At 37.7% G+C, this 18,486-nt stretch carries 17 protein-coding genes, 2 pseudogenes and 1 other annotated feature; of the genes and pseudogenes, 17 read left to right on the top strand and 2 right to left on the bottom strand.

Translation table 11 applies throughout. The features are described 5' to 3' along the window. Nucleotides 1–148: 148 nt before the first annotated feature. Together AUO94_RS00485 and AUO94_RS00480 are read right to left on the bottom strand one after the other, a co-directional pair. The gene (locus AUO94_RS00485) at nucleotides 149–1,399 is read right to left on the bottom strand and encodes an MFS transporter (RefSeq protein WP_058385407.1); all 1,251 of its coding nucleotides are present in this window, start codon (nucleotides 1,397–1,399) and stop codon (nucleotides 149–151) included. A 21-nt stretch (nucleotides 1,400–1,420) separates the two neighbouring features. After that, on the bottom strand, nucleotides 1,421–2,011 hold the full coding sequence (locus tag AUO94_RS00480) for an ArsR/SmtB family transcription factor (RefSeq protein ID WP_058385406.1): 591 nt from the start codon (nucleotides 2,009–2,011) through the stop codon (nucleotides 1,421–1,423). A 263-nt stretch (nucleotides 2,012–2,274) separates the two neighbouring features. On the opposite strand from AUO94_RS00480, the gene AUO94_RS00475 reads away from it, so the two are divergent. From AUO94_RS00475 to AUO94_RS00400, 17 genes and pseudogenes are all read left to right on the top strand, one after another. Further along, nucleotides 2,275–3,222: an MBL fold metallo-hydrolase gene (locus tag AUO94_RS00475; protein WP_058385405.1), complete on the top strand. Its 948-nt coding sequence runs from the start codon at nucleotides 2,275–2,277 to the stop codon at nucleotides 3,220–3,222. A gap of 196 nt (nucleotides 3,223–3,418) precedes the next feature. Beyond that, nucleotides 3,419–4,222: a peptidase MA family metallohydrolase gene (locus AUO94_RS00470; protein WP_156423917.1), complete on the top strand. Its 804-nt coding sequence runs from the start codon at nucleotides 3,419–3,421 to the stop codon at nucleotides 4,220–4,222. Nucleotides 4,223–4,487: 265 nt separating this feature from the next. After that, nucleotides 4,488–4,745 (top strand) — a binding site (T-box leader). Between the two features lie 60 nt (nucleotides 4,746–4,805). Continuing rightward, complete coding sequence (locus tag AUO94_RS00465; protein ID WP_058385403.1) at nucleotides 4,806–6,029, top strand: MFS transporter; 1,224 nt, start codon at nucleotides 4,806–4,808, stop codon at nucleotides 6,027–6,029. 108 nt (nucleotides 6,030–6,137) lie between these two features. Beyond that, nucleotides 6,138–6,435 (top strand): annotated as a pseudogene (locus AUO94_RS16945) (N-acetyltransferase). 41 nt (nucleotides 6,436–6,476) lie between these two features. Continuing rightward, a pseudogene (locus AUO94_RS00460) lies at nucleotides 6,477–6,839 on the top strand (cytidine deaminase); the annotation flags it as partial. A gap of 91 nt (nucleotides 6,840–6,930) precedes the next feature. Further along, complete coding sequence (locus tag AUO94_RS00455; protein ID WP_058385402.1) at nucleotides 6,931–7,272, top strand: ASCH domain-containing protein; 342 nt, start codon at nucleotides 6,931–6,933, stop codon at nucleotides 7,270–7,272. 266 nt (nucleotides 7,273–7,538) lie between these two features. Continuing rightward, the gene (locus tag AUO94_RS00450) at nucleotides 7,539–8,588 is read left to right on the top strand and encodes a PstS family phosphate ABC transporter substrate-binding protein (protein ID WP_082707477.1); all 1,050 of its coding nucleotides are present in this window, start codon (nucleotides 7,539–7,541) and stop codon (nucleotides 8,586–8,588) included. A 210-nt stretch (nucleotides 8,589–8,798) separates the two neighbouring features. Then, complete coding sequence (locus tag AUO94_RS00445; RefSeq protein ID WP_237150157.1) at nucleotides 8,799–9,353, top strand: sigma-70 family RNA polymerase sigma factor; 555 nt, start codon at nucleotides 8,799–8,801, stop codon at nucleotides 9,351–9,353. Between the two features lie 66 nt (nucleotides 9,354–9,419). Continuing rightward, nucleotides 9,420–10,151 (top strand): S26 family signal peptidase, encoded by a 732-nt coding sequence (locus AUO94_RS00440; RefSeq protein ID WP_218916865.1) that lies wholly within the window; start codon nucleotides 9,420–9,422, stop codon nucleotides 10,149–10,151. An 89-nt stretch (nucleotides 10,152–10,240) separates the two neighbouring features. Continuing rightward, on the top strand, nucleotides 10,241–10,576 hold the full coding sequence (locus tag AUO94_RS00435) for a putative periplasmic lipoprotein (protein ID WP_237150156.1): 336 nt from the start codon (nucleotides 10,241–10,243) through the stop codon (nucleotides 10,574–10,576). Nucleotides 10,577–10,614: 38 nt separating this feature from the next. After that, entirely contained in the window at nucleotides 10,615–10,827 is a 213-nt protein-coding gene (locus AUO94_RS00430; protein WP_058385398.1) for a hypothetical protein, read from the top strand. A gap of 584 nt (nucleotides 10,828–11,411) precedes the next feature. Then, nucleotides 11,412–11,978 (top strand): GNAT family N-acetyltransferase, encoded by a 567-nt coding sequence (locus AUO94_RS00425; protein WP_058385397.1) that lies wholly within the window; start codon nucleotides 11,412–11,414, stop codon nucleotides 11,976–11,978. Between the two features lie 199 nt (nucleotides 11,979–12,177). After that, nucleotides 12,178–12,951: an SDR family NAD(P)-dependent oxidoreductase gene (locus AUO94_RS00420; RefSeq protein ID WP_058385396.1), complete on the top strand. Its 774-nt coding sequence runs from the start codon at nucleotides 12,178–12,180 to the stop codon at nucleotides 12,949–12,951. 79 nt (nucleotides 12,952–13,030) lie between these two features. Then, nucleotides 13,031–13,774 (top strand): WbqC family protein, encoded by a 744-nt coding sequence (locus AUO94_RS00415; RefSeq protein WP_058385395.1) that lies wholly within the window; start codon nucleotides 13,031–13,033, stop codon nucleotides 13,772–13,774. 37 nt (nucleotides 13,775–13,811) lie between these two features. Next, nucleotides 13,812–14,786, top strand: coding sequence for a glycosyltransferase family 2 protein (locus AUO94_RS00410; protein WP_058385394.1), 975 nt, complete (start codon nucleotides 13,812–13,814; stop codon nucleotides 14,784–14,786). Nucleotides 14,787–15,090: 304 nt separating this feature from the next. Continuing rightward, on the top strand, nucleotides 15,091–16,455 hold the full coding sequence (locus AUO94_RS00405) for a murein hydrolase activator EnvC family protein (RefSeq protein WP_058385393.1): 1,365 nt from the start codon (nucleotides 15,091–15,093) through the stop codon (nucleotides 16,453–16,455). A 469-nt stretch (nucleotides 16,456–16,924) separates the two neighbouring features. Beyond that, a complete protein-coding gene (locus AUO94_RS00400) occupies nucleotides 16,925–18,472 on the top strand; it encodes an AbgT family transporter (protein ID WP_078080391.1) in 1,548 nt (515 codons plus the stop codon). Nucleotides 18,473–18,486 lie beyond the last annotated feature (14 nt).

The following is an 18,486-nucleotide window of genomic DNA, read 5'->3' as shown; positions in this document are numbered from 1 at the left end:
TTACACATCATCGCTTCTTTTTTAATGAAATTGTACAGTTTCCTTTAAGGATAAATCTGAAATGCAAATAGAAGTGCAACAGGTCTTTTTCCAAGTTCTTATTCAATTATTGGTCTGAGAAACATTGAACGAGAAAGTATGCTCACTTCTATTCTACATTCTTAATAATGTTAGAGCGCAAGAGATAGATAGAGGAAATCGATAGAATTAGCAAACCGCATACCATCATGATACTGGAAATGGTGAACTGCATCACAAGTGCTAATGACACAAATGCATAAGACAAAGGCACAAGTCCGTTTGAAGAGGCATTAACAAGACTCATAACACGCCCGATTTTAGTTGGATCTGTCTGGGCTTGAATCGTTGAAATAAGCGAAACATTAATAAAAGAAGACAGAATGCCCATGAGCGAAAGCAAAAGAATTCCTTGCCACAGAAAACTGATATGACCCAGTAAAGTTAAGAAAATACCTAAAACACCAATCATCACCAGCATGGTTAACCCTTGCTTTTTTCGCAAATTCAGCACACCTACCATGACGGCACCAGCCAACATTCCACCTTGGTAAGAACTTTGAAGAAAGCTTAAATCCAGTACCTTTCCTTTGAGCACACTATCCACCAGTAACGGAATCCCCATCAGTAGCGGACCGAAAAAAAAGAAATTGATAAAGATTAAAATCACCAATATATTTTTTAGAAATGGCATGCTCCATACATACGAAAATCCTTCCTTCAGTTCGGATTTTGTAGAAGCTCTGTTAGTGGTTAACGTTCTTTTTTCCTCCTTAATGAGTGAAGAGAAAAGAAATGTCAGCAGCAAAAAAACGGCAATGACTCCGAATAACAGACTGAACGAACCAAACGAAAGAATCCAACCGCCCAGCATCGGACCGGAAAAAAGAGCAATTTGATTGGAACTTTGAATGAAAGAATTCGACCGGGGAAGCGTCTCTTTCGCCACGACCGATGGCAGGAGCGACGTATTTGCCGGTGAAAAGAACGCATCGACAATTCCAAAACACAAAGCAAAAAGAATAAGTGGCCACAGTTCCAGCAAGCTGAGCTGCAGCAGTAAAATCATGCCCAGCACCAACAGGCAACGCACGAAACTGGAGATTAGCATGATGCGCGACCGACGGAACCGGTCGGCCCAGACACCGCCAAGCGTCATGAACAAGATCCGTGGCACCATGGTCGCCATCATGACGATGCCCAGCAGACTCTCTTTTTCCAGAACGGTGATGATGTACCATTGTTCGGTAAACAAGTACGTTGATAATGCTAGGAAAGACGCGGTACTGGAAAGCCACAGGAAAACAAACGAACGATTGCTGAACAAACTTGGAACTGGTTTTTCCTTTGCAGTTACTTGTGCTGCTTGGTCGATTGCCATGGGAGTTCTCCTTTCCGCCGCCTACTTGTCTTTTTTAAAGAGCAACTCGTCGATCTGGAAAGCCGTGGACATCAGGTAATAATGCTGTTTGTCGGGATGATCGTCCTCTTCTTTCAATGTCTTCAAGAGTTCGCGGTATTTTTGGGTGAATTCCACAAATTTTTTCTGACTCACCGTAAATTCGGTTTGAAGCGATAGATTATTCCATTCTTCTACGTGAGAAGAATGCAGTTCGAAGGATTCGTCCGGAGCCGTCAACACGCGGGTTTTCGCCCGGTCAATGACTTCCAGATACGACTGGCGTGTAGCTTCTTTGGATTCCACATACGTGAGCAGATGATCCGCCGGAATAAACCCTCTGGCGACTGCCTGATAGAATTTCAGGACATTTCCTCCGCGCTCTTCTTTTCGGACCAGCTGAATGATGCCATACTTCTCCAATTCTCGGAGGTGATAGAGAACTTTAGCGCGCGAAAGGTTGAGTTCCTGGGCCAGCATCTGTCCCGTGTGAGGCTGTTCCACTAAATGAATGAGCATTTTAGTGCGCAGCGGATCACTAATGACTTTTAACTGTTCGTACGTTTCCAGAATAAAAATTGATTGTTGTTCCATTTCGAAAACTCCTTTCTTAACCGGTTAACTTTTATTAACCTGATTATACACATAAAAATTAAGAGAGTGCAAATTTTCCGAAAAAAATTTTAGTTATTACTTGAAAAGATTGAGCTATCGTATAAATACAAATACTAGATTAAAAATTAAATTGGAATTTTTAATCTAGTAGATGTAGTTTAGAGGAAAGAGAAATAGAAAGTGCAACGCTAGAATAGAAACCTGAATGTTTACACCAAAATTTACAGGGGGGGATTAAAACGATGAAAAAATTAATGGATACTGAATTTTTCACTTTAATGAAAATGACTAATGGTGTTTTTGCAGCCATCGCAAAACCAGGTAAAGGCGCATTCAGTAACGCTGGCTTTGTTGATTTAGGTACTGAGCTTCTTGTATTTGATGCATTTAATACACCTTCTGCTGCCAGAGAGTTAAGACAGCAAGCTGAGAAATTGACTGGAAAGAAAGTGAAATACCTCGTAAACAGCCATTATCATGGCGATCACATTTTTGGCAATCAGATTTTTGAAGAGGAAGTGATTATTTCTACTGAGGTAACTAAAGAATGGATTAAAGAAAAAAACGCCATAGGGGATATGGAAACTGAACTTACAGAAACCACGCAATATCTACATAACCTAAAATTACAAATATCCATTGAGGAAAACGAAATCATCCAACAGAGCTTAACAAATCAATATTTAGAAATGACTAAGTTGCTTGACGAGCTTCCTACGCTAAAGCTCGTTCTGCCTTCTTTTACTTTTGAAAGAAAAGTGATTATTTCAGGAACAGAACGAAATGCTGAATTATACTGCCTAGGTGGAGGGCATTCACCGAGTGACACGTTTCTGTACGTTCCGCAAGAGCAAGCGGCTTTCATGGGCGATATTGTAACCGAAGAGCTCCATCTACCAATTTTTCAACCAGATAACTTTTTAACTATTTTAAAAGAAATCCAAAAGATAGACATACAGGTACTAATGCCTGGACATGGACAAATTGGTACCACTGAAAAGGTTGACACAATGATTCAGTACATATCCATGCTGATTGATGCTGTAAAAGATGCACAAAATGCCGATATTCTTTTAGCTGATTTTGTTGCGAACTTTGTTGTTCCGAGCGAATATGAAAAGTGGAAGGGAACGCAAGGAATCCAGCGTAACTTAGCATCCGTTTACAATTTTTATGCGGCGACAAAATAAGACAACACGTTCTTACGAGGAAATACATATGCTCTTCAAAATAATCAGCATCCTCGCTGTAGAAAACCTGTAGAGCGATGAAGTTGTTCCTATAAAGGAGGTGGATTGTATGAAAAAGCCGATTAGATTTTTCTTTCTTATTTCAGCTAGTTTTGTTTTCATCGCATTTCTCGTCTTGCTAGGTGGAAGCTTGTTTTTGCATAAGTTCTTAGAAGAAACACTTGATCCAAACATTACATATGTTCAATCAGTGAAAGCCCTTCTGACACAAAATGCGAACGGAGAAAGTGAAAGGCGGATAAAAGAAATTTCTGTGCATGAAAATCATCAACACATTTCTATTTACTATGAAGAAAATTTCGCCGCTCTTTTGCCTCTTACGAAAGAAACATTAGACTTAGCTATTGCCAAAAACGAAAAACTTTTCGGTGAAGTCCGATTAGCACCGGTGGATCTACTCGTCTTTGAAGATCTCAAGGAATTAAGAGGATTTTCAGAACTTGAAAATATAGATGGATTTTATTCTGATTTCGATAAAGTACTAGCTTTTCATAATTCTAATAAGGAACTTATATTGGCAAAAGATAAAATTGCCTTGTATGCTTTTCAGAAGATGCTGTTGCATGAATATACTCACTATGTATTTTCTCAAAAAGTACAAAATCCAGCTACTTATCCCATATGGTTTATAGAAGGGATAGCTGAATACGTAGGAACTGACCCGAATGAAGTGAGCTTTCCATATTTCGAGAAAATTTCTTTTGAACAACTAACAAGTTCTGAACAATGGCAGGAAGCTCGGACACTCGTTATGAGTGACCCCTATTTGCAGAGCTACTATACTTTTGAGTTTCTGACAACGAACTATGAAGAACAAGTAATTAGGGAAATCATCGATTTAGTAGAAGAAACGCAGGATTTTGAAGAAAGTTTCACTGAAGTTACAGGGTTAACCCTTCATGAACTAGAAAAGGTATTTTTAAACTCTTATAAAAACTAAATTGTTATCTTCCGTTACTTTCAGAGTAGGGGATAAGGCTTAACAAACACTTTGTCTCCTGTTATTCCAAAATGCTTTTCAGAATGGTTTGTGATAGAGAATAGAAAAAATCAGTCTCTCATTTGGATTTTAGAGCAGTTGTCTTTATATTGATGCAGAGATGCAATTCTTTTAGACATCTCGATTCATCAGTATCAGAAATTATCATAAAATTGGTATTTACTAGTTAAATGAAGTTGTGGTAATATTATGGAAATTATAAATGAGAAAAGCATGGAAGAGAACAGTAGATAGCTAAACACTTTTTCTAGAGAGCTCCCATTGGTGAAAAGGAGTAGAAGTGCGTTATTGAAACAAGCCTCTGAGCATCATGAAGGAACCTGCATTTAAGGGGATGTTGTGACGGGAGCTCCCGTTATTGAGCTAGGTAATCGCCATTTTTTGGCCGTACCGAATGAGGTTAATCCGGTGACGTATTAACAAATAGGGGTGGCACCACGATTTTAGCAATCTCGTCCCCAAGACAATTGTCTTGGGGACGAGATTTTTTGTTTAGCTAAAATTCAGTGGAGGAGCGGTTACGATGAAAAATTGGAAGTACTCTTTTTTATTGTTAGGTGGTATCGGTATTTCAAATATAGGCAGCTGGGTTTATCTGATTGCCTTGAACTTAATTATCCTGAATGAAACCGGTTCTCCTCTAGCGATCGCTTGGCTATACATTTTAGGACCGATCGCGACTATTTGCTCGAACTCATGGGCAGGTAGCCTGATCGACCGAATTAATACGAGGAAATTTATGATTGGGTTAGATATTTCACGTGCTTTATGTATTGCATTAATCCCTATGCTTCCTTCACTGTTCTATGTTTATGTCATCGTATTTATCATTAATATGGGAAGTGCCATGTTTGAACCCACGTCAATGGTGTATATGACCAAACTCATACCAGAGAAGGATCGTCAACGATTTAATGCGTTAAGAAGCTTTATTAATTCTTGCGGAACATTAACTGGACCTGCAATAGCTGGTCTATTGTTTTGGATGGGGACACCTGACACGGCTATTTATATAAACGCAGTGGCTTTAATATTGTCAGCTTTCATCATTTTATTATTACCTAATGTTGATACACAAACAGTCTTATTGGAAACGGAAAAGCTTTCTTGGAAACTAATAAAAGCTGATTTTGATGTAGTCTACAAGTTTAGCCAAACCTACCCATTTGTGTTGAAAGTGTATCTTTTTTTTGTGGGAATGACGATATTTATGACTGCCCTCGATTCATTAGAAGCGGCTTTTGCAAAAGGAGTTATTGGTTTATCAGACACTAACTATGGATTCCTATTAAGTATATTTGGAACGGGGATTATTTTGGGTTCACTAATAAACACCATTTTTTCCAAACAATTAACAGTCAACTTGTTAATAGGCGCTGGCTCTGTGTTTACTGCAGTCGGTTATATCACTCTCTACAGTGCACAAGGGTTTGTTAGTGCTGCACTTGGAACGTTCATTATTGGATTTGCTATCACTTTTGCAAACACGGGTTATTTAACCTTTTATCAAAATACTGTACCGGTATCTATGATGGGGAGGTTTAGCAGTTTATTCGGTATAGTTGAAGCATTTTTTATTATTATTCTAACTATCTTAATTGGATTAGCCGCTGAACTAACTTCAATCAGGCCTGTAGGATTAATTGGGTCGTTTATGTTCTTATTGCTAGGCGTTAGGGTCTTTAAGGTCGTAACAGCTAGAAAGCGAAATATCTATTTTAGGGAGAATTTGACTTTAAATGATTAATTTTTTATCGATTTACTATTTTAATGGATGCATCCTTGGGCTAATACAGGATCGAAGTTATGGCAAGAATTTTAGAACGTCAAATAATTCGAAGGAGATTAAGAACTGATGAAAGATTTCTTTCAAGTGATGACACAAGAACAAGCAGAAGAAATTGCGAATCATTGGCGTTATGAAGGTCAGTATTCTTTTTATAACATGGATGCTGACCAAGAAGATTTAGCAGCATTTTTAAATCCTCAAAAAGATTACCTTATCAGTTGCTACTTTTAATGAAAGAGCGATAACTGTTTATAAAAAGCTGGGATTTAAAGAGGTCGAGTATTTTGTACAAGCGACAAATGGTAGTGAGTTTGAGTTTTTAAAGATGATTTATCAATGTGATGAACCGTATAAAGGAAGATAAAATGACAGTAGAAAAAAGATGATACGAAGTAGCAAAAAAGCTTATCCAAGAAAAAATTTCCTGCTGGCTGGGGAGGCGCTGCAGCGCTGTATACCCAAGACGGAACTAGTTTGACGAGCATTGCTCTTGAAGTAACTAATGCATCTACAGAATTATGTATTGAAACAGGAGCTATATCAGAAGCACATAAACTCAACAATGCTGTAACGCATTCGATTTGCGTTGTTCGTGAAGATGAAAAAGCACAATACATGATTCTCACTCCTTGTGGTGTTTGTCAAGAACGTCTTTTTTAGTGGGAAGAAGAAGTAAAAGCCGCCATCACAACTTCTGAGAACAGATTGATTTATAAAACATTGAAAGAGTTACAACCCTACCACTGGTTTAATGCCTTTAAAGATTAAGTTAGAAAAGCCGCGGTTATGTGAAAGCTTTTAAGAAAACGATACCAAATAGATTTTATTCGAATAGAAATTAGAAGAGGGGAGTGGAATCATGGAACACACGATGGGATTATATGATGAATACGTTGAATCAATTATTGAAAGAAAGAAAAAAGTAGAAGTAAGATTGAACGATGAAAAGAGAAGAAAAATTAAAATTGGGGATACCATCAAATTTATCAAAATCCCCAGTCAGAATGAAGTGATACGAGTGGTTGTACTGGAACTTAAATCATATCCCACGTTTCAAGCTATGTATGAAGATGTTCCATTCAGTGATTTTGATTGCGAAGAATGGACAATGGAAGAAATGATAAAAGGGACTTTTGATATCTATTCGGTAGAACAAGAGCAAGCTTGGGGTGCTTTAGCTATTGGAATAAAACTAATTTAAGAGTAGAAAATGGTCACTTCAAAAACAGCAAGTAGGCTTTTGGTATCATTTACAGACTCATATTATCCCTTGCACAGTCACATTTAATGTGTTTTATCTTGACGACTAGAAATTGGTTAAATCTTTGACTATCTATTCAAACAAATCAAGTATGATCGGAGGACATAAGATGAATGGTTTTGGAAAGTTTATTACCGCTTTATTGATCTTCGCTGGAATTCTTTCTGTATTTTTTGGCGGCATGCTTCATATCTTGAATACAGGAGATGTCCATTTATTTGGCTTCTTTGGCGCAATTATCATATCGTTGGTTATCTTATTTGTTTTTATTACAGAAAAAAGAAATGGAAAAAAAAACGATTCTGTGGATTTCTTTGTGTTTAATGGTAGGGGCCGCCTTTGCTGTTCCTCATTACTATAAAGAAAGTTTTGAGAAAGTGAATGATTCAGAAGTAGATCTCTATGCATACGAGCCATTTAAAGAAAGTGAAAAACTAGCTAGATTGGATCAACAAGCCTCTTTCAAAATAGCGGGAGAAGTACCGATAATAGACGGAGCAACGGCTCTCTACCCTTTATTTTCAGCATTTGCAGAAGCCACTTATCCAGAAGATCTTTATAATCCATATAAAGGTCCTGTCGCTACGACTACGACTACGACTCCTTCTGCTTATAGTCGGCTTATCAAAGGAAATGCCGATTTGATTTTTGCTGCAGAACCTTCCAGTGGCCAAAAAAAAGCCGCAGAAGAAGCAGGGGTAGAGCTAGAACTGACGCCGATTGGACGTGAAGCTTTTGTGTTTTTCGTCAATTCTCGAAACTCGGTTACTGATTTAGCGAGCAAAGATATCCAAGGAATCTATTCAGGAGATATTGAAAATTGGAAAGAACTTGGTGGGAAGAACGATGAAATCCGCCCTTTTCAACGCCCCGAAGATAGCGGTAGCCAAACGATGTTTATTAAATTCATGGAAGACCAAAAAATTAAAGAGCCTGAAACTGAAGATTTGGCTGGAGGAATGGGCGGTATAATAGAGGAAGTAGCAAGCTACCGGAACTACAAAAATGCCATTGGTTATACGTTTCGATTCTATTCTACTCAAATGGTTCGCAATGACAAAATCAAATTGATAGCAGTTGATGGCATTGAACCAAACATTGAAAATATCCGTTCGGGAAAATATCCTTTAGCTGCTGAATTTTATGCTGTTACCGCTGGAACAAAAAATCCGAATGTACAGCCGTTAATTGAGTGGATCCTTTCTGAAGAAGGACAAAAATTGGTAGAAGACACAGGGTTTGTTGCAGTTCAGTAGAAATTTAAAGAACCTTAAGAGGAGATAACCAAAAAAATACAAAATCAATAACCAAATAAACTAAAAAGAGCTAGTAAGGATTTTTTTTTAGGGCTAATAAAATTGGAATGATAAAAGACAAGAAGAAGTAAAAGCATTTACATTGAAATAGTGAAACTATTCTCAGAAATCTTACGTCTATGGGGTATCCAGGAGAGGATGGTGTAATGAGTGGTTGAAAATGATGGAGAGTACAACTTAAACGAAGAACAAATTGAGCAAATAATGGATGAACATGGCGAATATTTGCTTCGTTTCATTTATGTATACGTCAAAGATTGGTCTACTGCAGAAGATATTTTGCAAGAAGTAATTGTAGCTTACTATCTAAAATCTCACCAGTTTGAATCTCGTTCTTCCTTAAAGACATATCTTTCCAAAATGGCTATCAATCGCTGTCATGACCATTTACGAAGCTGGAAAAACAGACGAATTGTCTTCTCAGATGCAATGACCCAGTGGATTTCTAGTTCGAAATCCACTGAAAAAACGTATGAACACCAAGTCGTGAGATCTGACCTAATCAAAAATGTAATGGAACTGCCGATTACATATAGAGAAGCCATTATTCTTTATTATTACCAGCAGCTCACTATGAAAGAAATCAGTGAACTGCTGGCATGTCCAGAAAACACTATTAAAACTAGACTGCGAAGAGCCAAGCGCTTGTTGAAGAATAAAACCGATTCAAGTGAATGGGAGGGATTCCAGGATGAACAAATTTAAGCATGAAATGGATGATTTTTTGGCGTTAATCCTAGATTCAACAAATCCTTAAAACACAAGATGCTCTTGAATATAAAAGAAGGTAAATCGAATAAATTTTCTAGTAAAAGATATGGTTTTTTTAAGTATACGGCCATCTTCGCATTTCTTTTATCACTGGTCACATTTTTTCTAGTACAAGCTGTAAACGAAACAGCACAAGAAACACAGAAACCGTCGACTGGAAAAGTGGAGGAATTAGTAGTGACAGATACGGATACTGTAGCTGAAATTCCGATCTTTACAGCGTACGAGGAGCCTTTAGAAATATTTGACTTCAAGTACGATACCATGGATAGAGGAAATCACGAGTATGCAGCACAGCCCTTATTGATTGATCCATTTGCGTATAGTGAGAAAAAGATTGCCCGAGGAGACGTAGTCACTTACGAATATAAATTTTCCGAAGGTTTACAGAAGACCATTTCGCGTGTTATCGGATTGCCAGGTGAAAGCGTTGAAATTGTAGATGGCCACATTTTTGTTGATGAACAGAAATTGGAAACTTTTTATAGCAGCGCCCATCGATTGGGAATAGATTCTTATGAAGAGTACAGCCAGCAGGTTGAAAAAAACACATCTTCTACTAGCGATACTTCAGGAATGAAAGAGATATTCCAAACGAATATGAAAAAAATTCAGTTGGCAGAAAATGAAGTTTTTCTAGTTGGAGATGATTGGTTGCGAGGAAGTCAGCATACATTGAAGTTAGAGAAAATTCAAGGCGAAGTAATCGGTTATTACAAATCAGTTTACTAAACTAATTAAAGTCAACTGTGCTGGAATGTTCGGTTATTACTGTTGATTGGATTGTGTAAATTACATCATAACTAGTGAGGAGACTTTTTATGAAGAAATGGAGCGTTCTCATTCTTTTAGTTGCAACATTAACAGCATGTTCTTCCTCAATTACTGAGAAAAAACTACCAATCGAAATGATAGCTCATAATAGTCTATCTGATGAGGAGCAACTACTTATTCCAACAAGTCCCAAAGACTCATTAGTTACTAAAGAAGCGGTATCTGCAAAAATCAAAGCTCAGATCCATTCTACTTATAAACAACAACAAGTTTATTCAGTAGTATTCAATGGTACCGACACAGCTACAGCTGGCAACCTTATCGTCTATGTTGATTTAGATCAGAAAACTGTAGTTGGCAAAGCGTTTCAAGAACTTGATTAACTGCATTTCTATATGATTAAAGAAAGAAGTGAGTTCAGGTGCAATATGTCTTAAGTACAGTAATTACGATTCTACTTGCTATTATTGGATTTTTTGCGAGTGTCACACTTTTAATTTTCACAGTAGGTGACAGCGATATAGTTATTCTCTATTCATTGGCAATTGTTATAGGCGTTCTACTGGTTGTTGTGATTAATCAATTGATAAGGTTAAATAAACGTCTTGAACGATCGCAAAACAAATTCCTTTGATGCGTGCATGAGTTAATGTAAGAAAAGCGCATCTACTTCTGGATGATGGATAACGTTTCAGCGCGCTGAGCCCACTGGAAAGCGAAGTGGCCAACCCAGTTGGAGGTTATACTTCACTATTCAGTTTAATAAGACTTTGTCTACAGTCTGAGATCCCATGTGAAAGCATGGGATCTTTTTTTGATGTAAATCCCTCCCAAATAGATTTAATGGATAAAAATTCAAACTATATTTTCTTAAGTATACATACTTTGATTGGTCAAAAAATTAAATTAAAATAAAAATAAAAAAATATGTCTAAATTTTCAGTAAACATGGTATTATTGAACTGGGTATAATATTTTACTACTAGTTTTTCGGAACAGAAGTAATGGTTAATTTTTCGCATAAATGAAAAGTTATATAAAATCGTGAAAATACACCAATTGAATTCATTTTGTCATTAACTTGTGAATTAATGACAAAACGGACGCGTTACATCTTATTAAAAGTGTTTCTCGGAAGATGACGATTACTAACCTGGATACTCAAGCAAGTATAGAAGGACTAAGAGAGAAAAAACTATAAAGAAAGAAGATGAGAAGATGAATGTTAAAGGGAAGAAAGTGACTTTACGAGCATTGGAAAGAGCAGACATGGAAGAGTTGCGTAGTTATTATAATGATCCAGAAGTAGCCCACCTTCTCGGAGGATGGACAATTCCAATTTCTTCTGAACAACAAAATCGATGGTTCGACCGCTTAGAATTTGATAATCGAAATCTACGTTTGGCGATTGAGACAGAAGAAGATGGCTTTATCGGCATTTCAAATATTTTAAATATTGATTATAGAAATCGTTCAGCCCATCACGGAATTTTAATAGGGAAAAAGAACATGCGTGGACACGGTTATGGGCGTGATACGGTTATGACTACCATGAAATATGCATTTGAAGAACTGCAACTACATCGTTTAGAAGGAGATATCCTTGAACATAATGTTCCTTCTTCCAATTTGTTTCTAAAAAAATGTGGCTGGGTTGAAGAAGGTAGAAAACGGGATTATGCATACCGCAACAACCGCTATTATGACCAAGTAATCGTCAGTATTTTAAAGAAAGAATATGATCACTTATGTTTGGAACATGGTTATTGGAAGACAGACAGTTAACTTTTTTGAGAATTGTATTGTTGATAAACAAACCTCGGCTTATGAGATGAAGTCATAAAACTCGATCAAGCTGTTGTGTGATGACAGTTAATCGGGTTTTTGAGGATTTTTTAAGTAAGCGGATATAAAATCATCAATCCAACGAAAGTTAATTATTTTAAAGGCTTAAATCACAGCTTTTATTTTGGAGGGTGAAGAAATGACTGATAGATTGAAAGGGAAAATTGCAGTAATTACAGGTGCAGCTGGAGACTTAGGTGCAGCTGCTGCAGAAATTTTTCTGAAAGAAGGCGCTAAAGTTGTGCTAATCGATCGGGACCAACAAAAACTTACAGAGTCCAGAGAATACCTTTCGCAATTTGGTGAACTATTTAGCATCATAGCTGATGTGACTTCAGAAAAAGAAGTTGCAGACTATGTTGATGAAGTCGTGAAGCGATGGGGAAGAATTGATGTTTTTTTGAATAACGCAGGCATTTTAGGAAGAGTTGCACCTTTAGTAGAACAATCTGTTAAAGATTTTGATTTGATTATGAATATCAATGTGAAAGGTGTTTTCCTCGGATTGAAAAAAGTACTACCTATCATGATTGAGCAAAAAAGTGGCAGTATCATTAATACTTCTTCTGTTTCCGGTTTAATGGGAAGTGGTGGGAATTCGCTTTACGCGGCTTCAAAGCATGCAGTAGTCGGATTGACTAAAACAGCAGCTTTAGAAGCAGGTCACCAATCAGTCAGAGTAAATTCAATTCACCCAGCACCTCTAGACTCCACAATGATGAGGAAAAACGAAGAAGGCATTAACAGCGACAATCCATCAGAAGTCCGGGAAAGAATTTCATCCCGTATCCCTTTAGGAAGATATGGGTCCACGTCAGAAGTGGCAAAACTTCTTCTGTTCCTGGCAAGTGATGATTCGGAGTTTATAACAGGTAGCCAATACCGTATTGATGGGGGCATGGGAGCGCGTTAATCAACATGACAAGATGCAAAATTCTAGAAAAACAAAACGAGGCGGCTTTTTTCGGCGTTAAAATAAAGGGGATGAGGTTATGAAACTAGGCATTATGCAACCGTACTTTTTCCCGTACATCGGATACTGGCAATTGATTAAAACTGTTGACACCTATGTGATTTATGATGATGTGAATTATAAGAAAAAAGGGTGGATCAATCGAAACATTATTTTAGTGAATGGAGAAGAAATGGCTATCTCGTTAAAAATAACTAAAGTAAGCCAAAATAAACGAATTAATGAAATTGAAATTGAAAATGACGTTATTTATAACAAAAAATTGCTGAAAACGATCAAAGAAACCTATAGTAAGGCTCCTTATTTTCATGAAGTTTTCAACTTGATAGAAAATGTTATCAACCAAAAAGAGACGAATTTGGCTAAATACCTTACAAATTCGATTCAAGAGATTTGTAAATACTTAAATATTCAGACAACTATTTTACTTTCTTCTGACTTGAAAAAAAATGAGGTGCTTAAAGGTCAAGATAAAATATTAGAGATTTGCGAACTGCTTTCAGCAAAAGAATATGTTAACGCTTATGGAGGTCTATCCCTTTATTCTTCAATGGACTTTGAATCGAAGGGCGTTAAATTAAAGCTCATCAAAACAAACGATATTGCTTATCCACAAAAAGAGTTAGCGAACTTTGTTCCTAATTTATCCATTATTGATGTGATGATGTTCAATAGTCCTGTGAAAATTAGCGCTATGTTGGATGATTTCACAGTGATTAAAGATTTCGCCCCTCAAATTCATTCCGTGAGCATCAGCGATTAGTTTGAGAAAGGCAAGGAAAGTTAGGAGGTCAGCCGCAATGAGAAAAGATATTCTAGTAAGTGTCGATTGCCTGGCTTATAACCATGAAAATTATATAGCACAAACGATTGAGGGATTTTTAATGCAAAAAACGAATTTCGACTTTGAAATTCTCATTCACGATGATGCTTCAGTAGACAACACGGCTAAAATCATTAAGAAATATGAACAAGATTTTCCGAATCTGATAAAACCTATTTACCAAAAAGAAAATCAGTTTTCTCAAGGTGCAACGATGCTTCAAATAAATCAACGCCGAGCAAATGGCAAGTATATCGCTATTTGCGAAGGTGATGACTACTGGACTGATCCTTACAAATTACAAAAACAAGTTGATTATTTAGAAGCAAATACTGAGTGTGTGTTGAGTGTTCATTCTGCTTTTAAAATTTCCGATACCTGCAAACGAGTAGTGGGGAAAGTGAGGCCAAGTCGTAGAGATCGAATATTTTCGATTAACGAAATTATTGAAGGTGGTGGCGAACTTTTTCCAACGAATGCGATGGTTTACCGGCGTGAAGTGGCCGATTATGTACCCGCTTTTTATTTTGATGCGGGTTTTGGCGACTATCCTCTAACCATTCACCTAGCACACCATGGTCAAGTGCATTATACAGACCAAACCATGGCTGTTTACCGAGTAGACGTAAAAGGCGCCTGGTCTGAAAGTGCGATGTCCACTGTGATGAAGGAAGTTCGTCGAAATGAAGAAGTAGCAAGTTTGTTAGATGCAATAAACGGCGATACAGATTTTCAATACAACGAAACGATTGTCCAGACAAAAAAGAAAAACATGTTCTATTTGTTGCTGAGACAACAGGAATTCAAGAAAGCCTTCGGTAGAGAGTATGCAGCATTTTATTTGCGTAAAGAATTTATAACAAGAATATATAAAAAAGTTTCAAAAACCATGCACTATTCAAAGAACACTGCGTTTCATTGGTCAAGAAAATCAAAAAAATTGCCTTTTTAGCCTGTACAAAAAAAGCATTTTCACGCGGATAAATCAGTAGTAAAGGCATATCTCATAAAAAAGCAACTAGTGATGTTTCACTAGTTGCTTTTTGGATTGTTTATACACGCTAACCACTGTTGAATTCCACATCTTTATAAGATTTAAGCGCATGAGAAGAAAAGAGTAGCTTTAAGATTCAGCAAAGATAAGAATGGCAACTATTTTTTTGATTTTAATAGATTCTCCATAAGTTTCCTGTATTATATAATAAAAGGCTTAAATTGCTTAGCTTAAAATGAGTAATTGGAAGGGGAACAAAAACTTGAGTCTGAAATCAAAGTGGATCGTAACCGGTCTAGTATCTGCACTGGCGATTACGCTGTGCTTGCCGACAACTGATGCAAGTCCGTTGAGTGAACTTGAAAAAAAACAGCAAGATACTGAGCAAAAAAAGAGTGAATTAAATTCGGGTATTCAAAAAAAATCCAATGAAATTAACGAAAACCAAACAAAGTTAACTGGAATTATGATGGAAATCACAGAATTAGACAATAAAATCACAGAAGTTGAATTTAAAATAGCTGATGTACAAGAAAAAATAGACCAAACCCAAAATGAAATTGATGTGCTGAAAAAATCAATTGCAGAATTGGAAAAGAAAATTGCAGAACGAGATAAACTGTTACAAGAACGTGCTCGTGCAATCCAGTTAAGCGGCGGCTCGGTAGATTATATAGATGTTTTGCTAGGAGCTAATAGTTTTATTGATTTTATCGATCGCATCTCTGCTGTAAATACGTTACTAGAAGCAGACCGAGAAATCATGCTTCAGCAAACAGGAGATAAAACGCTTTTGTCTAAACAACAAACGATTGTGGAAACGAAGATGACTCAACAAGGAGAGCTTCAAAAAGAACTTCAAGCATTGAATCATTCACTTGCTGATCAAAAGAATAAACAAAATGGACTTGCAAAAGAGGTAACAGCAGAACAGAAACGGTTGGCAGCAGCAAAGTTGAAACTTGAAGATCAATTCGAAGAAGAAATAGAAATTAGTGCCGAATTAGAGCAACAAATCGCTGATGAACAAGCTCGACTCGCCGAGTTGGCAAGAAAAGCTGAAGAAGAGCGTAAGCGGAAGTTAGCAGCTGAGCAAAAACGACAGCGAAAAGCTGAAGAAGCTCGTATAGCTGCAGAGCGTAAAGCAGCAAAAGACTCTGGAAACAAGATTTCGGGCGCATCCAGTCCTGTAGCAATACTGCCGGTAACCCCAGTTGTGGGGTCTCCTTTTATTAGCCCAGCAGACGGTCGTCATACATCAGGATTTGGCGGACGCGATATTGGAGATGGAGCTGAAACACATTTAGGATACGATATTGCCAATGAAACTGACACGCCTATAGTAGCCGCAGCAACAGGATATGTCTCTTACTCCGGAGTAATGGGTGGCTATGGAAAAGTTGTGATTCTTACACACTCAATCGAAGGACAAACCTATGCAACCGTTTATGGTCATATGAGTTCAATCAATGTTTCAACTGGTCAAGCCGTGTCACAAGGAGAAAAAGTTGGAGGAATGGGCAGCACCGGTCGTTCTACAGGAACCCATGTACACTTTGAGGTTCATGTGGGAACTTGGAACGGTTCACGTTCTAATGCTGTAGATCCATCTCTCTATATAAGATAAGCTTTCTAAAACGGATAAATAGTTGAAGGGGCTGTCCCAGAAGGTCATGAACAATGACTTTCTGGGACAGCCCTTTTTGCATGCGACAGAACAAGCAGAGGTCGATTGCAACGGCCGCTTTCCATGGCAGACGCAAAATGGATGCAGCAAGTGGGTTCATGACGATCAGGGACAATCGGTCGTTTCAGAGAAATTACCTTCGGCACCTTGAAAACTGCACACGGAGTTCGGGATTCTCCGTCTGTTTTATGTTAGAAACTTACAGGGAAGTCCATTTTATGCATAAACTATTTTACAGTTGTGATTTTCGATTACGTTTAGTTCCGTTTACCGATTCAGCTCTTATAAAACCAATCATTATTTGTGACTATCCACAAATAATAATTCAATAGTTCGTATGTAAATCTATATAGTAATCGCGAGGAAATCAATAGTATTTTAACTATTCTAACTACTGGAGGGTGAGAAGATGAACAAAACTGCAGAATCAACCGCTAAGCTTCAAAAAAGTGAAAAACCAAGCTTTTTTCAAAAAATGCTAACGAAAGTAGAAGTGTACGGCAATAAGATGCCGGATCCCGTCACTCTTTTCGCTAGTTTTACACTCATTATCTTAGTAGCATCTGCTATTTTTTCGTCACTAGGAATTACATCTACGCATCCAGGTACCGGTGAAGAAATTCAAGTTGTCAATATGTTGAATGGTGATGGTATTCGTACAATTTTTGAAACACTAGTACCAAACTTTACCGGTTTTCCGCCACTCGGTTTGGTCTTAGTGGTCATGTTAGGCGTAGGTCTTGCAGAATCGACAGGACTTGTTACGACGTTCATGAAAACAACGATTTTGAACGCTCCGGCTAAAGTGATTTTGCCAACGATTCTTTTAATTGCCGTTTTGGGAAATACAGCTGCTGATGCCGCTCAAGTTGTGCTACCTCCAATTGCTGCTATGATTTTTGCAGCACTTGGCCGCAATCCAATCGCTGGTCTGGTCGCGGGTTATGCAACCGTTACCGGCGCTTTTAGTGCTAATTTAATCGTTAGCATGCTCGATCCACTATTATCTGGATTTACACAAGCAGGAGCAAATTTAATTGATCCTAGTTACGTTGCGAACCCGGCAATCAATTGGTATTTTATGATTGCCTCGACCTTTGTCATCATTCCTGTATCTATGTTTGTAACGACCAAAATTACAGAGCCACGACTTGGGGTATATACGGGAAAAGTCGATAAGTTAGAAAAAACAACTACTGCAGAAAAACGTGGTTTGTTGTGGGCTGGTATTGCGCTTGCACTGTATGCAGTTGTGATCTTGCTTTTAGTACTTCCAGAAAACGGTATTTTGCGTAATCAAGAAACCGGCGGCATTATTGTTTCGCCATTTATGACGGGGATTGTACCCATTATGCTTTTCGGATTTTTACTCCCTGCCCTAGCCTATGGTTTCGGATCGAAAGTACTGAAAAATGATAAAGACGTTGCTGAGCACCTAACAAAGGCCATGTCTGGAATGGGTGGTTATATTGTTCTGGCTTTCGTAGCTGCTCAAATGATTGCGTTTTTTGGTATGAGCAATTTGGGACCCATCATTGCGATTGAAGGTGCAGGTTTCTTGAAGGGCATTGGCTTTGAAGGTCTACCATTGATTCTTGGATTTATTATGATCGCAGCACTGATTAATTTACTAATTGCCAGTGCTTCTGCTAAGTGGGCATTACTTGCACCGATATTTGTTCCCATGTTCATGATGCTGGGCTACGATCCTGCAGTCACTCAAGTGGCCTATCGCATTGCCGATTCGATCACGAATCCAATCACGCCCATGCTCGCATACTTTGCAATTTTATTGACGTTTGCAAAAAAATACGATAAGAATATTGGGATTGGTACATTACTTGCAGCCTTGTTGCCATATTCGATAGCCTTTGCGATTTTCTGGCTAATCTTATTCACTGTGTGGTTCTTACTCGGTTTGCCGCTCGGTCCTGGAGGAAATATTTATTTACCATAAACTAAAGGAGGAAT

This window comes from Planococcus kocurii, assembly GCF_001465835.2.
Classification (GTDB): Bacteria; Bacillota; Bacilli; order Bacillales_A; family Planococcaceae; genus Planococcus; species Planococcus kocurii.
Note: the sequence above shows the minus strand (reverse complement) of the source record. Positions and strands in the feature narration are given on the sequence as shown.

Coding starts and splice junctions, on each gene's coding strand:
- AUO94_RS00410 (WP_058385394.1), top strand. CDS start 13,812: ATGAGAAAAGATATTCTAGTAAGTGTCGATTGCCTGGCTTATAACCAT.
- AUO94_RS00475 (WP_058385405.1), top strand. CDS start 2,275: ATGAAAAAATTAATGGATACTGAATTTTTCACTTTAATGAAAATGACT.
- AUO94_RS00420 (WP_058385396.1), top strand. CDS start 12,178: ATGACTGATAGATTGAAAGGGAAAATTGCAGTAATTACAGGTGCAGCT.
- AUO94_RS00465 (WP_058385403.1), top strand. CDS start 4,806: ATGAAAAATTGGAAGTACTCTTTTTTATTGTTAGGTGGTATCGGTATT.
- AUO94_RS00480 (WP_058385406.1), bottom strand. CDS start 2,011: ATGGAACAACAATCAATTTTTATTCTGGAAACGTACGAACAGTTAAAA.
- AUO94_RS00415 (WP_058385395.1), top strand. CDS start 13,031: ATGAAACTAGGCATTATGCAACCGTACTTTTTCCCGTACATCGGATAC.
- AUO94_RS00450 (WP_082707477.1), top strand. CDS start 7,539: ATGTCCATTTATTTGGCTTCTTTGGCGCAATTATCATATCGTTGGTTA.
- AUO94_RS00455 (WP_058385402.1), top strand. CDS start 6,931: ATGGAACACACGATGGGATTATATGATGAATACGTTGAATCAATTATT.
- AUO94_RS00425 (WP_058385397.1), top strand. CDS start 11,412: ATGAATGTTAAAGGGAAGAAAGTGACTTTACGAGCATTGGAAAGAGCA.
- AUO94_RS00435 (WP_237150156.1), top strand. CDS start 10,241: ATGAAGAAATGGAGCGTTCTCATTCTTTTAGTTGCAACATTAACAGCA.
- AUO94_RS00485 (WP_058385407.1), bottom strand. CDS start 1,399: ATGGCAATCGACCAAGCAGCACAAGTAACTGCAAAGGAAAAACCAGTT.
- AUO94_RS00400 (WP_078080391.1), top strand. CDS start 16,925: ATGAACAAAACTGCAGAATCAACCGCTAAGCTTCAAAAAAGTGAAAAA.